Raw genomic sequence first — 14,907 nt, 5'->3', positions numbered from 1 at the left:
ATGCTTCCACACCGGCCAGGCCGTCCTAGGCTCGACCGGGTGACCGCCCCGCAGGCCGCCTCCACGGCCCTGATGACCGACCACTACGAGCTCACGATGCTTCAGGCTGCCCTGCACTCCGGCACCGCGCACCGCCGCTCGGTGTTCGAGCTGTTCGGACGCCGACTGCCCGAGGGACGCCGCTACGGCGTCGTCGCCGGCGTGGGCAGGGCGCTCGAGGCGATCAGCGCGTTCCGCTTCGACCCCGAGGTGCTCGCGGCGCTCGAGGACGTCGTCGACGCACCGACGCTGGAGTTCCTGGCCGGCTGGTCGTTCACCGGCGACGTGCACGGCTACGCCGAGGGCGACACGTATGTGCCGGGCTCGCCGCTGCTCGTCGTCGAGGCGCCGTTCGCGCAGGGGGTACTGCTCGAGACCGTGCTGCTCTCGATCTACAACCACGACAGCGCCATCGCCTCCGCCGCCTCGCGCATGACCATGGCCGCCGGCGAGCGCCCGTGCATCGAGATGGGGTCGCGCCGGACGCACGAGGAGGCCGCCGTCGCAGCCGCGCGCGCCGCCTACGTCGCCGGTTTCGCGACGTCGTCGAACCTCGCCGCGCGACACCGCTACGGGGTGCCCACGGCGGGCACGTCGGCACATGCGTTCACGCTGCTGCACGACTCCGAGAGGCAGGCGTTCACCGCCCAGGTCGAGTCGCTGGGCCGAGGGACGACGCTGCTCGTCGACACCTACGACGTCGCGGAGGCCGTCGCGCTGGCCGTGGAGGTGACCGGACCCGACCTCGGTGCGGTGCGTCTGGACTCCGGCGACCTCGGCGTGCTCGCCCACGAGGTGCGCGCCCAGTTGGACTCCCTGGGCGCGCACGACACCCGGATCCTCGTGACCTCCGACCTCGACGAGTACGCCATCGCGGCGCTGACCGCGGCACCGGTCGACGGCTACGGCGTGGGCACCCAGCTCGTCACCGGCAGCGGGCACCCGACGTGCGCGCTGGTCTACAAGCTCGTGGCGCGCGAGGACGCCGCCGGCGAGATGGAGGCCGTGGCGAAGAAGAGCAAGGACAAGGTCTCGTGGGGCGGGCGCAAGTGGGTGCGGCGCCGCTTCGGACCCGACGGCCGAGTCGAGGCCGAGGTGATCGGCACCGGTCCCGCGCCGGCGGTCGGCGAGAAGGAGCGCGACCCGCTGGTGCCGCTGGTCGTCGGCGGCGAGGTCGTGGGCGCCGAGCCGCTCGAGGCCGCACGGGAGCGGCACCTGCGAGGACGCGCCGAGCTGCCGGTTGCGGCGCAGTCGCTCTCGCGCGGCGAGCCCGTGGTCGCGACGGTGCGCGCCGAGTGAAGCCGCCGTAGGGTCGGCGCATGACACGCGCACTCATCGTGGTCGACGTCCAGAACGACTTCTGCGAGGGCGGATCCCTCGGCGTGGAGGGCGGCGCGCAGGTCGCCGCCGCCGTCGCCGATCGGCTGCGCGCCGAGCACGGCTGGTCGCACGTGGTGGCCACCCGCGACCACCACATCGACCCCGGGGCGCACTGGTCGAGCGAACCGGACTTCAAGGACTCCTGGCCCGTGCACTGCAAGGTCGGCACGTCAGGCGAGCACTTCCACCCCGCCCTCGACGCCAGCGCGTTCGACGAGGTGTTCCTCAAGGGCGAGCACGAGGCGGCCTACTCCGGGTTCGAGGGCGCCGCGGCGGGCCAGCCCGCGACCGCGCTGGCCGACTGGCTGCGCGAGCGCGGGGTCACCGAGGTCGACGTGTGCGGCATCGCCACCGACTACTGCGTGCGCGCGACCGCCCTCGACGCGGTCGCGGCCGGGTTCTCGACGACGCTGCTCACCGACCTGTGCGCGGGTGTGGCGCCGGAGTCGTCGGCCGCCGCGCTCGAGGAGATGCGCGCCGCGGGGGTCCACGGTGCCTGATCTCGCTGCCGATCTCGCCCCGCTACCCGACGTGCCCGGCCTGGCCGTGACCCTCGCCGAGGGCGTACTGACCGCGCGGTTCGACCGCCCGGAGGTGTACAACGCGATCGACGACACCGTCGGCATCGCCTTGGCCGAGACCCTCGAGGCCGCGCAGACGCGCGGCGACGTGCGGGTCGTGGTCCTCACCGGCACGGGAGCGGCGTTCAGCACCGGCGCCGACATCTCCGGCGAGAACGCGCACGAGCGGTTCGACGTGCGCGCCATGGAGATGACCAGCCGTTTCATCGGCGCCATCACCCGGTGCGACCGACCCGTCGTGGCGGCCGTCAACGGCATCGCGGCCGGAGTCGGCTGCTCCATCGCCCTGGCCTGCGACCTCGTGCTCGCCGCGGAGTCGGCCTCGTTCCTGCTCGCCTTCACCCGCATCGGCTTCATGCCCGACGGCGGCACCTCGGCCACCGTCGCGGCGTCGATCGGGCGTGCCCGGGCGATGCGGATGGCGCTGCTCGCCGAGCCGCTACCGGCCTCCGAGGCGTTCACGGCCGGGCTCGTCTCGCACCTCGTGCCCGACGCCGACCTGGCGGATGAGACCGCGCGACTGGCCCGTCGCCTGGCCGGCGGACCACCCCTGGCGTTCGCCGCCACCAAGAAGGCCATCACCGCCGCCACGCTCCCCCACCTCGACGAGGCCCTGGAGCGCGAGCTCACCGGCCAGTCGGTGCTGATGCGCACCGCCGACGTCGCCGAGGGCATGGCCGCCTTCGGCGAGCGGCGTCGTCCGGTGTTCCGCGGGGAGTGACCGCGGGCCCGACCGACCTCGACCCGCTCGCCCACCGCCGCCGCATGTAACGCGGTGTTACAGCGACCGGCCACGCGCTATGAGCCGTGTCCAGCGCGCGTAACACCGCGTTACATGTGCAACACCGCGTTACATGTGCAGGCGCCAAGACGGACGAGCCGAGCGCATCGGGGGTCAGGATGGTCAGGCCGCCCAGGGACGCCGGGGCTCGCGGACGGCGCGGAACGGCGCGAGGTCGCTGATGTCGTCGCCCCACAGCGATCGGGTCTGGGCCACCTCGCGGTGCAGGCGCGCGATGGTGGCGGCCCGGCGCTCTCCCCAGCAGTCGGCCCAGACGAGCCGAGAGATGCCGAGGCGGAAGCTGGATACGAAGTCCTGGCGCTGCTTCTCCGCCCACAGCACATCCTCGACCGGCCGCACGGCCACGCCGCCGTCGACGGACGGGAGATACTTGAGACGGCCGTCCATCTCGATGACGTGCCGACCGATGCGCAGGTCGCAGAAGACGGTGCGCCCATCGCGCCGCAGCCCGAACTGCGTCTCGGGGCGACCCAGCCCGAGATCCTCGACGAGCTGCCGCCCGAGGGTCTCGAGCACCGAGTCGGCGCCGGCGTCCGAGTCATGGATGGCACGACGCACGATCGTGACGTTGGGCCAGCTCCACATCTGGCCGGCCACCTGCTCGAGCTGATCGACGCGCACCCCCGACCTCCGCGCGGAGTCACAGGCCACGAGACCCGCGAGATAGCCGTGTTCACGGGCAATGTCGACGGCGGTGCGCGCCGGGCCGAGGACGCGGCGACCGTCGATCTCGACGACGTCGGCGCGTGCGAAGCGAGCCTTGTGGTGCTTCACGCCGTGCTCGGTCCGGCCGCCCAGCGCCCCAGGCCGGGTCACGTGCACCAGGGGCCGGTCGACGCGCAGGATGTCGAGACCGAGCTCGTGCGCGGCTGAGTCGTGGGAGACCACATGGGCTCGCCGCATGTGGCGGCTCGCGGCGCGGGAGACGAGCCGAGGTCGCTCCCGCCAGGCGTCGAGTGACTCCCAGTGGGCTGTCAGCGCGTAGACGCCCCGCCACACCGTCGTCCAGGCGCCGGAACGCAGCATGCGCCCGATGTGCTCGGGTGGGAGACCGTGGTCGAGTGCTTGTCGGCGCGTCAGCAGGCCGCCGTGCCGCCCGAAGAGCCCTGCGGAGATGTCGTCCATGCTTCGCAGGCTCGTGGTCCGGAGCGGGTACGAGCGCTCGACCGGGCTGACCTGTGGACAACTCGCACCCGTGCCCCACCTGTGGAGGTGAGGCGCGGGCGCCGCATGTAACGCGGTGTCCTGCGGACTGGTCACCCCGTAGAGAGCGTGGCCAGTCCCGGTAACACCGCGTTACATGCGGCTGCTGCGGCGAGGGGCGGCTCAGGAGACGGTGATCGGCTCCCCGTCGGAGACCAGGCGCCAGTCGACGGAGGCGAAGTCGGCCGGGTCGATGGTGCCGTGGTCGGTGACCCAGTCGATGATCAGCTGGCGGATCTCGACCTGGGCGTTGTAGACGACCTCGGCGGTGGAGACGGCCGGGAAGCCGCCACCGCCGGACTGGCGGTAGTTGTTGACCGCCATCGCGAACTCCATGTCATCGAGCACCTCGACCCCGCCGTAGGCCAACCCGGTGATGCGTGAGCCGGCGGGCTGGGCGAGGTCGATGTCGTACGTGAGCGGGGCGTCGAGCCCGGCCACGGAGTCGAAGTTGTAGTCCGGTGTGCCGTTCGGGGCGGTGTCGGTCTTGGCATTGGTGACCTCGTCCATGGTGAACGGTCCCGTGCCGCTGACCTGCTGGAAGTACCGAGCCGAGTACTCCAGGTACGCCTTGACGTCGGCGCCGGTGACCTTCACCGCGAGCAGGGTGTTGTCGTAGATGTAGAGCCCCGCGACGTCGCGCACGGTGACGTCGCCGGCCGGGAAGGTGGCCTCCCGGTTGAACGGCGCCGCGATCGAGAGCACCGGCAGCGCGGCGTCGGCAGCCGAACCGGTCTCCGCGATCGCGGACTTCACCGCGTCGGCCTGCACGAAGTTCACGAAGTCGATGATCGGCACGTCCTCGACGACGGCCCGCGCGGCCGAGAGCTCCTCGGTGGAGGTGCCGATCACCGAGTTCACGTAGTCGATGACCGTGTCGTGGGCCGACTGCACGGCCGAGGCGATCTCGGGGTCGGGGTCGACGGTGTTGGAGTTCAGCACCTGGGAGGTGGCGCCGGTGACCTTCCAGTGCGCCTTCACCTTGTGCCCGTTGCGACCCCGGTGCGTGGGCACGTGCTCGATCTCGAGGTCCATCACGGCCAGCCGCATGCCCCAGTACAGCGGCTCGCACAGCAGCACCTCGCGGCCCGTCTTCTTGTTGGTGACCTTGCGGTCGGCGATCTCGACGTGCGCGTGCCCCACGAGGATCGCGTCGATGTGTGGCACCTGCTCGGCCAGCAGCGTCGAGGCGTTCTCGGGGTAGGGCAGCGCGTCGCCGTACGACGACGAGGTGTCGGCGCCGGAGTGCGCCGCGACGATGACGATGTCGCAGCCCTTCTTCTTCAGCTCCGGCACGAAGATCTTGGCCTGCTCGACCAGGCCCGGGAACTCCACCTTGCCCTCGACGTTGGCCTTGTCCCAGATCGCGATGCCGGGGTTGGTGAGGCCGAGGATGCCCACCTTGACGTGGCGGTTCTTGCCGATCGCCAGCTTCTTGATGACGTAGGGCTTGAAGACCGGCCTCTTGGTGGCGGGGTCGACCGCATTGGCCCCGAGCAGCGGGAAGTTCAGCTGCCCCTCGAAGGTGCGCAGCAGCGGGATGCCGTAGTTGAACTCGTGGTTGCCCAGCGCCGCGGCGTCGTAGCCGACGAGGTTCATGGCGGTGGCCATGGGGTGCTCGGTGTCGTCGTCGATGGGGTCGATGCGCGCGTAGTAGTAGGCCAGCGGTGTGCCCTGGATGGTGTCGCCGGCATCGAGGGTCAGCATGGCCTGGCGGGCCCCGGTGCGCTCGGCGCGCACGGCGTCGATGAGCGTCTTGACCTTGGCGAGCCCGACGTCGTTGCTGTTGCGGTCGTCGTACTCGGCGTCCTTGAAGTAGTCCCAGTTGTAGACGTGCCCGTGCAGGTCGGTCGTGCCGAGCACGGTGATGCGGCCCCGCGGATGGTGCGCGCCCCCGCGCGCGGACGCCGAAGCGGGGGTGGCGACGTAACCGGCCGCGGCGAGGGCGGCGGCTCCGCCGAGGACGGCGCGGCGTGAGGTGGCAGGCGTGGACACAGAGGTGTGCATGAAGGACTTTCCGAGAGAGACGGACGAGGAGGAACAGAGGAGAGCCGAGGTCGGCAGCCCTTGTCTACCTCGCTGCACCGACAGCCGTCGAGGCGAACACGCGTCTCGTCACCTGTTCGTCACGCCCCCGTGCCCCACTTGTCGCGGACGGCGCGCAGCACGGTCGGACTGCGGGTGGTGGCGACCGTGCCCAGGCACTTCTCGATGAGGTTGTTGGTGAGCTTGGTTCCGTGCACGCCGTCGGCGCCGACGAGCCAACTGACGGCGCGCCCGCAGACCTCGATGCTCTCGCCGTCCGAGAGCCGCTCGCGCAGTGCGGCGAGCCCGGCGGCGGTCGGCGCGTCGCGTAGCAGCGCCACGTAGTGGCGGCCGTCGTGGTCGATCGCGTCGACGGACTCGATCACCTCGGTGAGCGCGGGCAGGGAGTAGACGAGCGTCGGCACCTCGAAGCCGCGGTCGGCGAGGTAGGCCCGCTCGAGCGCCGCCTCGATGCGCCCGACCGACCGCATGCGGGTCGCCAGCCGCACGTTGCCGGTGTTGATGTGCGTGTCGACGTCGACGAAGCCGGCGACCTCGGTGGCGGTCACGATGTCGGCCTGCGGGAACTTGCGCGTGGCGCCGAGGTTGATCGCCCGCAGGAACGCGACGTAGATCCCCATGGGCGACAGCGTCGCAGATCACAACCGCCCCAGGTTGCGATACATAGCCTCCCTATCTAATATAGATGTCGTGAGCAACCACACCGCGCGACATGAGGAGCTGGCGACCGAGCTCGTGGTGCGTGCCGGCCGACTGGTGCGCAGCGTGCGCGCCCGCGGCGACCTGCCCCCGGGGCACCGGGTCATGGCCGCCCTCGAGCAGCACGGCTCGATGGGCGTCAGCGCTCTGGCCCTCCTCGACGGCTGCACGCAGCCGACCATGTCGACCGCCGTCGCCGGGCTGGTCGAGCGTGGCTGGGCCACCAAGACGACCCACCCGGACGACGCCCGCAGCGCCCTGGTCAGCCTCACCGATCTCGGGCGGGCCACCCTGCGCGAGGTACGCCGGCGCTACGGCACCGAGATCGCCGAGACGCTCGAGAACTCACCGCACTCCCTCGCCGACCTCGAGGTCGCCGTCCAGGTGCTCACCAGCCTGACCTCCTCCACGCACGATGCCCCGACCGACCAGAAGGTGATGAGTTGACCACCGCACCCGCAGCCTCCACCGCACCCACCGAAGCCGACCAGGCGTCGGGATCCTTCCTCCGCCAGCCCCGCGCCGTGTGGGCGGTCGCGTTCGCCTGCGTCATCGCGTTCATGGGCATCGGCCTGGTCGACCCGATCCTCAAGGACATCGCCGCCAAGCTCCAGGCCAGCCCGAGCCAGGTGTCGCTGATGTTCTCCGGCTACATGGCCGTGATGGGCGTCGCGATGCTCGTGACCGGCATGATCTCCAGCCGCATCGGCGCCAAGCGCACCCTGCTGCTGGGCCTGGCGCTGATCATCGTCTTCGCCGGGCTGGCCGGCGCCTCGGGCAACGTCGCCGAGGTGGTCGCCTTCCGCGGCGGCTGGGGTCTGGGCAACGCGCTGTTCGTGGCCACCGCACTGTCGACGATCGTGATGTCGGCCAAGGGCTCGACCGCGCAGGCGATCATCCTCTTCGAGGCCGCACTGGGCATCGGCATCGCCAGCGGCCCCCTGCTCGGCGGACTGCTCGGTGAGCACTCCTGGCGCGCACCCTTCTTCGGCGTCTCGGTGCTCATGCTCATCGCGCTGATCGCCACCACGTTCCTCCTGCCCAGCACTCCCCCGAGCGGGCAGCACACGTCGCTGGCCGACCCGATCAAGGCGCTCAGGCACCGCTCGCTGCTGCTCATCGGCATCACCGCGATCTTCTACAACGTCGCGTTCTTCACCATCCTGGCGGCCGGCCCGTTCGCGCTGCCGACCTACGGCATCCGCGCCATCGGCTGGATCTTCTTCGGCTGGGGGCTGCTCGTGGCGGTCACCTCGGTGTTCGTGGCCCCGCTGCTCCAGCGGGCGATGGGCACCGTGCCGGCCGTCATCACGATGCTGGCGCTGTTCGCACTCGACCACGCGGTGATGGCCATCTGGACCCAGCACGCGTTGGTCGTGATCGTCGGTATCGTGCTCTCGGGTGCGTTCATCGGCATCAACAACACCCTCGTGACCGAGGCGGTCATGGGTGCGGCTCCCGTGGAGCGCCCGATCGCGTCGTCCGCCTACTCGTTCCTGCGGTTCACCGGCGGCGCCGTCGGCCCGTTCGTCGCGCTCAAGCTGGGCGAGCACAGCGGCGCCCACGCCCCGTTCTGGTTCGGTGCGATCATGGCCGCGATCGGTACGGGCGTGCTGATCGCTGCTCGGGGCACGATCGAGGGCCGGACGCCGCACTCGGCCGCCGGCTCCGAGCTCGAGGCCGAGGCGGTGCTGGCGGGCGACCAGGCCTGACCAGGACTCCGAGCCTGGCACCCGGGAGGCCGTGAGGCAGAACCCTGGACTCGCGGTGGCCGTCGTGTTGGCGGTCGGCTCCGCGGCGAACGTGGTGCTGGCCCAGCCCTACGACCAGGTCGCGTCGATCGACGGCGTGGAGGTGTTGAGGCGGCGATAGGCGCCGGTCAGCCGGAGGTCAACGACGCACGACGTTGGTGCCGGCCCACTTCTCGTGCAGCGCCTGCCGCTTGTCGTCCCACAGCGGCCAGAGCACATCGAGGTAGAAGAGAGGGCCGGCGATCTGACACGCCACCGTGACGAGCCAGCGCTTGAGGATGCAGCCCAGGGGAAGGCCGCCGTCCGCGTCACGCTGCCGCACCCGCAGACCGACGGCGAGCTTGCCGGGCGTCGCCTGCTTCCAGGCCAGGAAGGCCACGGTGTAGGCGAAGCTCACGACCAGCACCACGGCATAGAACCCCAGGATGGACGGCAGGATGTCGCGGTAGAAGCCGAGCGTGTCGGGCTGCCTGCCGGTGTCAGCGACGCGGAACGCCTCATCGATGTAGTCGACGTACGCCGACGTCATCGCCCGCACGAACGGGAAGCCGATCGCGACGGCCAGCACCTGCTGGATCACCATGTCGATCAGATACGCCCCCACGCGCCGGCCCCAACCAGCGACCGCGACGCCGTCCGGAGTGCTCGGCACCGATGCGGCGGCGCCCGCCGAGGGGGGCGCCGACGGCGCGGTGTGCGCTGTCCAGCGCTCGCCGTCCCACCAGCGCAGCGCCGGTGCGTGCCCAGCGGGCGGAGTGGGGTCGGGGTACCAGCCGGCAGGAGTATTGCTCACCTGCGGCAGTCTGCCAGCCCGGCGTCCTCACGCCGCGCCTCGGCGGACGACGCCGCGCCGACCTGGCCCAGCGTCATCCGGCTGTGGGCGGTGGTGTTCGTCGGCGCGGCCGTGTGGCGATCGCACCAGGTCGGTCACCAGGTCGGTATCAGCTTCCGCGGCCCACCCCCACGTGACCCGTCGCCAGTTTTCAGCTGACCTGCCACGAGTTTTCAGCTGATCCGTCGCCAGTTTTCAGCTGACCTGCCACGAGTTTTCACAACTGCGCCAGCCACCCGTCCACAGCCGCCATGACCTCGCGATGCGCCTGCCACGTGGCGAACGGCTCCCCTGGCACCAGCATGGCGTGATCGCCGGGCACCAGCGCGTGTCGTCCGGGCAGGACGCCGAGCACGTCGCGGTCGAGGTACCGGTCGCCCTCCCCGATGACGACGAGCTGGGCGGTCGGGTACCTCAGCAACGGAGCTGCGAGATCGGAGTAGGTGAGCAACGGCGTCAGCCAGATCGCGGGCAGCTTCAACTCCGCAGCGCGCGCCGCGCCCGCCGTGCCCAGCGACTTGCCCACCACCAGCGTGCGATCGCCAACGCCGTCGAACGGCTCCGCCAGCGCGGCGTCGAGCTCGCCGGCCACCCACGCCGCCTCGGCGCCGTCCTCGATGTCGGGCGGAGTCCACCACACCTGCCGTACCGCCCATCCGTGCGCCAGCGCTAGCTGCCCGACCAGGAACAGCAGCGGCGCGTCGGGCACGTAGCCGGTGCCGGGCAGCACCACGCACCGACCCACCGGCTCCTCTGCGGGCATCTGGTCGACGTAGCGGCTCATCGCAGCATCATGCGCGTTCAGCGCACCGGCAGCGTGAGCGTGGCTCCCGGCCCCGTGGTGAGCGTGAGCACGTCGGCCACCTTGGCGTTGTACGACGTCTGGTCGGTGGTGGCGAGCACCAGCCGCAGCCGGTGGCCGCGGTCGAAGCGGTGCACGAATCCGGCCAGCCGCATGCGCACCGGTGCACCGACCTCGGACGCCGGCACCCGCACCGGCGAGATCAGCCGGTGCACCAGCGTGGTGCTGCCGTCGGGCGCCACGTCGTAGACCTTGGCGAAGAACACCATGTCTTGGCCGTTGGTGTTGACCAGCGGCAGCCGCGCCCATGGCACGCCGGCCACCACGAGCGGACGCTTCATCTTCTTGCTGGTGAAGTCGAGGTGCTGGCCCTCGACCTCGGTGGGCGGACCGGCCAGGTTGGGCGAGGAGTCCGGTCCGGAGAACTCGCTGGTCTCCGAGTACGCCGCGGGCGAGCCGCCCGGCGGGTTCGTCATCGTCAGGTCGGCCACCTGGGCACGTGCGGGGCGTGTCGCCAGCCGGCCCTGGCCGCCGAGCGTCAGCGTGAGCCCGCCGAGCCGCACCCGTCGGGCCGTGCCGTACTGCTCGTCGTCCGGACCGTGCCCGGAGTAGCGCACCCAGTCGCGGTAGTAGGCGAACGACGGCCCGCGGCCACCGGGGCGATGGCGCAGGTAGTGGTCGAACCACCCGAGCGCGCGCAACGGCAGGTAGCAGTGGTCCATCCGGCGCACCGACCGCGCGATGCCGTCGTAGGCCTCGCACTCCCCCGGTTGGGAGGAGTACCCGCCGTGACCCCCGGAGTTCCAGATCATGCCGACCGGCTTGTGCAGCGTGCGCAGCGCGAGGTACGTCGACGTCGCGTCGTTGAGGTTGAACAGCGTGTCGCTTTGGCCCTGCACCAGCAGGGTCGCCGCGTGCACGCGCCCGAGCACCGCCGCGGACGACGAGCGCGCGATGAGCGCCTTGGCGGCGTCGTCCGCGTCGCCAGTGGCGGTGAGCTGCTCGTAGACCGAGCACAGCGCGAGGTAGAAGTTGGGGCAGCTGGCCTCGCCGGCGATCTCGGTCGGGTCGCCGGACGCGGTCTTCGCCTGCGCGCAGCCGCCGTTGCCCATCGCCGGCTGGGCGTTGCCGAGGGCGTAGAACAGCGAGGTCCACTCCGCCTTGAAGACGCCCTGGTCGGGGCGAGAGTGATCGAAGCCTGCGAGACGGTCGCCCGGCGTCCAGAGGTTGTTGGGGTCGAGGGAGTAGCGCAGGTCGTTCCACGTGCGGCCGACCACTGCCGCGCGCACCCGCCGGTCGACCGAGGCGAGCGGCAGCTGGATGCCGCCGCCGTACGAGCCGCCGATGGTGCCGACGACCGCGCCGCGCCGGTCCTGCTTCACATACGCCTTGGTCTGGAGCACCTGGGTCATGAGCTGTTGGGCACTGCGCACGTCGTAGTCGAGCGACTGGAGCGTGACGCACCCGCCGCTGGCGCCGAAGCCGGACGCCGTGTAGGTGAGCACGACGTACCCGTGCGCGGCCAGGAACCGCGCCGTGCTCACGACCTCGTTCGCATCCTTGTCGAGCCCGAACCCGTGCGTCATGAGGATGGCCGGCTGCGGGTGCTTCGCCGTCGCGCCACGCGGCTTGTACAGCGTGGTGTCGAGGTCGATCGCGACGTCACGGTCGGGGCCGGTCTTCACCGGCACCATCGCCTCGATCGTGCGCCACTTCTGGGTGCCGTGTGCGACGCGCACGTGGTCGGAGCCCGTGGCCTGGGCCGGGCCCGACGCCATCGGCGCGAGGGCAGCGGGCAGGAACAGCGCAGAAGCAAGCACACGACGAAGAGACCTCACCGTCGCAGGCTAGATCTCCTGGGGCACCCGTGTGACCTCAATCACCATGGAAAACTCGTGGCAGGTCACGTGAAAACTAGCGACGGGTCACCCGAAAACTGGTGGCAGGTCACGTGAAAACTCGTGGCGGGTCAGCCGGACTTGCGGGCGGCCCAGCCGCGCACGGCGTCGATGCGGGCGCGCAGTTGCTCGGCGTTGGCGATGGCTGCGGCGGGGCCACCGCACTCCTTGCGCAGAGCCGCATGGGTGACGCCGTGGGGTTGACCGGTGCGGTGATACCAGGCGCCGACGAGTCCGTTGAGCTCGCGGCGCAGCACGGCGAGCTGCTCATGGGTGGCCACCTCGCGCACGCTCGGCGCCTCCGGCTCGGACGCCGCCCGCGGCGTCGCGCCCCGCTTGCGGGCGCGATCGTGTTGGCGCTGGCGCAGCAGGTCGCGCATCTGCTCGGGCTCGAGCAGTCCGGGGATGCCGAGGAAGTCCATCTCCTCCTCGGAGCCGACGTGCACCTCGCCCTCGTGGCCGAACTGGGAGCCGTCGTAGAGCACGTGGTCGAAGCGGGCCTCGGAGCCGAGCGCCTCGAAGCTCCCTTCGAGCTCGTCGGAGGCGGATCCGTCGGCGTTCGCCTGGGCCATCAGCTCGTTCTCCGCGGCGAAGATGTCGTCCTCATCAGACACCTTGCGCCCCAGCACGTGGTCGCGTTCGACCTCCATCTCCGAGGCGAAGCCGAGCAGGGTGGGCACCGAGGGCACGAACACCGAGGCGACCTCGCCACGGGTGCGGGCACGCACGAACCGGCCCACCGCCTGGGCGAAGAACAGCGGCGTCGAGGTGGTGGTGGCCCATACGCCGACGGCCAGTCTGGGCACGTCGACGCCCTCGGAGACCATGCGCACGGCGACCATCCAGCGAGAGTCCGACTCGGTGAACGCCGTGATCTTCTTCGAGGCGCCCTTGTCGTCGGACAGCACGACGCATGCCGCCTCGCCGGTGATCTGGCGCAGGATCTTCGCGTAGGCGCGGGCGTCGTCCTGATCGGTGGCGATGACCATCGCCCCGGCGTCCGGCACGTGCCGGCGCACCTCGGAGAGTCGCTTGTCGGCGGCCGCGAGCACCGAGGGGATCCACGCGCCGTTTGGGTCGAGGGCGGTACGCAGGGCCTGGTTGGTGATGTCCTTGGTCAGCGGCTCGCCGAGCCGCGCGACCACCTCGTCACCGGCGCGCGTGCGCCAGGTCATGTCGCCGGAGTAGGCGAGGAACAGCACGGGACGCACCACGTGGTCGGCGAGCGCGTGCGCGTAGCCGTAGGTGTAGTCGGCGGCCGAACGCGGGACGCCGTCGGGGCCGGGCTCGTAGGTGACGAACGGGATCGGGTTCACATCGGAGCGGAACGGGGTGCCGGTCAGGCACAGTCGCCGGGCGGCGGGGTCGAACGCCTCACGCACGCCCTCGCCCCACGACAGCGCGTCGCCGGCGTGGTGCACCTCGTCGAGGATCACCAGCGTCTTGAACCGCTCGGTGCGGATGCGCATCGCCAGCGGGTTCACTGCCACGCCGGCGTAGGTGACCGCGACGCCGACGAAGTCCTGGCTGGTCTTGCCCTTACCGGCCGAGAACGTGGGGTCGATCGGGATGCCGGCGCGGGCCGCCGCCTCGGCCCACTGGAGCTTGAGGTGCTCGGTGGGTGCGACCACGATGATGCGGTCGACCAGGCGGCGTCCGAGCAGCTCGGCGGCCACCGAGAGCGCGAACGTCGTCTTGCCGGCGCCCGGAGTGGCCACGGCGAGGAAGTCGCGCGGCAGGTCGGAGAAGTACCGCTCCATCGCGGCCTGCTGCCAGGCACGCAGGGACGGTGCGGTACCCCACGCGGCCCGGTCGGGCCAAGCAGGCGTCAGCCCGGTCGCCAGCGTGGGGTTGGCCTCGGGCTGCGAGGCGCCCGTCACTCGTCGGAACCCGAGTCGGAGGAGCCGGGGTTCATCTGCTCCCAGACCTCCTTGCACTCCGGGCAGACCGGGTACTTCTCAGGAGCCCGGCTGGGCACCCACACCTTGCCGCACAGGGCGACGACGGGGGTGCCCATGACCATGGCCTCGGTGAGCTTGTCCTTATCGACGTAGTGGGAGAAGCGCTCGTGGTCGCCCTCCTCTAGCTCGTCGACGCGGCGATCTTCCTCGACGCGTTCGTCGAGGGCCGTGCCCGTGCTGAATCCGAAGCCGCTCACCGTTCCCACTGTAGTCGCCGGAGCCGGCCGGACCGGGGTCGGCCGAGTCAGTTCAGCCCCGGGTCCACCGGACGCGTCGCGACCCAGGCGAGCTCGCCGGGCTGACGACGCAGCACGTCACGCGCCAGACCGCTGGTGTCCTCACGCGCCAGGTCGCCCGCCCGCGACGAGACGACGTACCAGGCGCCCTGCTCGACCTCGTCCTCGAGTTGGCCGGCCGACCAGCCGGCGTACCCGGCGAAGATGCGCAGGGCGGTGACGCGCCCGGCGAGCGCCTCGCACGACTGGTCGAGGTCGACCAGCGCGAGCCCCGGCGAGATCGGCCGCAGCCCGGCGCCGGCCGCGGCGTCGCCGGTCAAGGGCACCTGGGCGACGGCCAGAGCGCCCTCGAGGCCGACGGGGCCACCGTGGAAGAGCACGACGGGCTCGGCGACCACCGACCCCCAGCCGTCGAGCACGTCGTCGACCGCCACCCCCGTGGGTCGGTTCAGCACGACACCCACGGCGCCGTCGTCGCCGACATCGAGCAGCAGCACCACGGTGTCGGCGAAGTTCGGGTCGGTCAGGGCAGCCGTCGCCACCAGCAGCATGCCGGGGGCCAGGGCGTTCATACGCCCATCTTGCCCGCCGGTCGACAGTGCTCCACGCACCACGACCCCGCCCCGACGTCAGGGAGGGAGGGAGAGGCGTCGGGTACGGGGCCGCGGTGGGACTGT

The 14,907-nt window shown here is 71.2% G+C and carries 15 protein-coding genes; 6 read left to right on the top strand and 9 right to left on the bottom strand.

All coding sequences use genetic code 11. The features are described 5' to 3' along the window. Positions 1-39 precede the first annotated feature (39 nt). The 3 genes from ISG29_RS00140 to ISG29_RS00130 are packed head-to-tail and all read left to right on the top strand — an operon-like array spanning position 40 to position 2,721. Positions 40-1,338 carry a nicotinate phosphoribosyltransferase gene (locus ISG29_RS00140; RefSeq protein ID WP_407940122.1) on the top strand — a complete coding sequence of 433 codons (1,299 nt, stop codon included), beginning with the start codon at positions 40-42 and terminating at the stop codon, positions 1,336-1,338. Between the two features lie 20 nt (positions 1,339-1,358). Then, complete coding sequence (locus tag ISG29_RS00135) at positions 1,359-1,919, top strand: isochorismatase family protein (RefSeq protein WP_194501359.1); 561 nt, start codon at positions 1,359-1,361, stop codon at positions 1,917-1,919. Next, positions 1,912-2,721, top strand: a complete 810-nt coding sequence (locus ISG29_RS00130; protein WP_194501358.1) for an enoyl-CoA hydratase-related protein — start codon at positions 1,912-1,914, stop codon at positions 2,719-2,721. Before ISG29_RS00135 ends, ISG29_RS00130 begins: the two co-directional genes overlap by 8 nt. Before the next feature lie 183 nt (positions 2,722-2,904). On the opposite strand, the gene ISG29_RS00125 is transcribed toward ISG29_RS00130, so the two are convergent. The 3 genes from ISG29_RS00125 to ISG29_RS00115 all read right to left on the bottom strand — a co-directional run bounded on the left by ISG29_RS00125 (position 2,905) and on the right by ISG29_RS00115 (position 6,671). Next, positions 2,905-3,927 (bottom strand): type IV toxin-antitoxin system AbiEi family antitoxin domain-containing protein, encoded by a 1,023-nt coding sequence (locus ISG29_RS00125; protein ID WP_194501357.1) that lies wholly within the window; start codon positions 3,925-3,927, stop codon positions 2,905-2,907. A 201-nt stretch (positions 3,928-4,128) separates the two neighbouring features. Continuing rightward, on the bottom strand, positions 4,129-6,012 hold the full coding sequence (locus tag ISG29_RS00120; RefSeq protein WP_194501356.1) for a bifunctional metallophosphatase/5'-nucleotidase: 1,884 nt from the start codon (positions 6,010-6,012) through the stop codon (positions 4,129-4,131). A 119-nt stretch (positions 6,013-6,131) separates the two neighbouring features. Continuing rightward, on the bottom strand, positions 6,132-6,671 hold the full coding sequence (locus ISG29_RS00115) for a DUF1697 domain-containing protein (RefSeq protein ID WP_194501355.1): 540 nt from the start codon (positions 6,669-6,671) through the stop codon (positions 6,132-6,134). Positions 6,672-6,741: 70 nt separating this feature from the next. Here ISG29_RS00115 and ISG29_RS00110 point away from each other — a divergent pair, with 70 nt between their 5' ends. From ISG29_RS00110 to ISG29_RS21200, 3 genes are read left to right on the top strand one after another with little or no spacing between them, the layout of a single operon-like run. Next, entirely contained in the window at positions 6,742-7,197 is a 456-nt protein-coding gene (locus ISG29_RS00110) for a MarR family winged helix-turn-helix transcriptional regulator (RefSeq protein ID WP_194501354.1), read from the top strand. Then, a complete protein-coding gene (locus ISG29_RS00105) occupies positions 7,194-8,462 on the top strand; it encodes an MFS transporter (RefSeq protein WP_194501353.1) in 1,269 nt (422 codons plus the stop codon). The genes ISG29_RS00110 and ISG29_RS00105 overlap by 4 nt, the downstream gene beginning before the upstream one ends. Before the next feature lie 31 nt (positions 8,463-8,493). Then, positions 8,494-8,622 (top strand): hypothetical protein, encoded by a 129-nt coding sequence (locus ISG29_RS21200; RefSeq protein WP_268927523.1) that lies wholly within the window; start codon positions 8,494-8,496, stop codon positions 8,620-8,622. A gap of 18 nt (positions 8,623-8,640) precedes the next feature. Here ISG29_RS21200 and ISG29_RS00100 read toward each other — a convergent pair whose 3' ends face one another. The 6 genes from ISG29_RS00100 to ISG29_RS00075 form a co-directional block, all read right to left on the bottom strand. Continuing rightward, positions 8,641-9,294, bottom strand: a complete 654-nt coding sequence (locus ISG29_RS00100; RefSeq protein WP_194501352.1) for an RDD family protein — start codon at positions 9,292-9,294, stop codon at positions 8,641-8,643. A gap of 256 nt (positions 9,295-9,550) precedes the next feature. Next, positions 9,551-10,117: a hypothetical protein gene (locus ISG29_RS00095; protein ID WP_194501351.1), complete on the bottom strand. Its 567-nt coding sequence runs from the start codon at positions 10,115-10,117 to the stop codon at positions 9,551-9,553. 17 nt (positions 10,118-10,134) lie between these two features. Continuing rightward, entirely contained in the window at positions 10,135-11,973 is a 1,839-nt protein-coding gene (locus ISG29_RS00090) for a CocE/NonD family hydrolase (RefSeq protein WP_194501350.1), read from the bottom strand. Between the two features lie 131 nt (positions 11,974-12,104). Continuing rightward, positions 12,105-13,913 (bottom strand): DEAD/DEAH box helicase, encoded by a 1,809-nt coding sequence (locus ISG29_RS00085; protein WP_194501349.1) that lies wholly within the window; start codon positions 13,911-13,913, stop codon positions 12,105-12,107. Then, positions 13,910-14,191: a DUF3039 domain-containing protein gene (locus ISG29_RS00080; RefSeq protein WP_328827281.1), complete on the bottom strand. Its 282-nt coding sequence runs from the start codon at positions 14,189-14,191 to the stop codon at positions 13,910-13,912. The genes ISG29_RS00085 and ISG29_RS00080 overlap by 4 nt, the downstream gene beginning before the upstream one ends. Before the next feature lie 47 nt (positions 14,192-14,238). Then, a complete protein-coding gene (locus tag ISG29_RS00075) occupies positions 14,239-14,802 on the bottom strand; it encodes a YqgE/AlgH family protein (protein ID WP_194501347.1) in 564 nt (187 codons plus the stop codon). Positions 14,803-14,907 lie beyond the last annotated feature (105 nt).

Origin of the sequence: Nocardioides acrostichi, from assembly GCF_015319165.1 — a bacterium.
In the GTDB taxonomy this organism is placed as follows: domain Bacteria; phylum Actinomycetota; class Actinomycetes; order Propionibacteriales; family Nocardioidaceae; genus Nocardioides; species Nocardioides acrostichi.
Note: the sequence above shows the minus strand (reverse complement) of the source record. Positions and strands in the feature narration are given on the sequence as shown.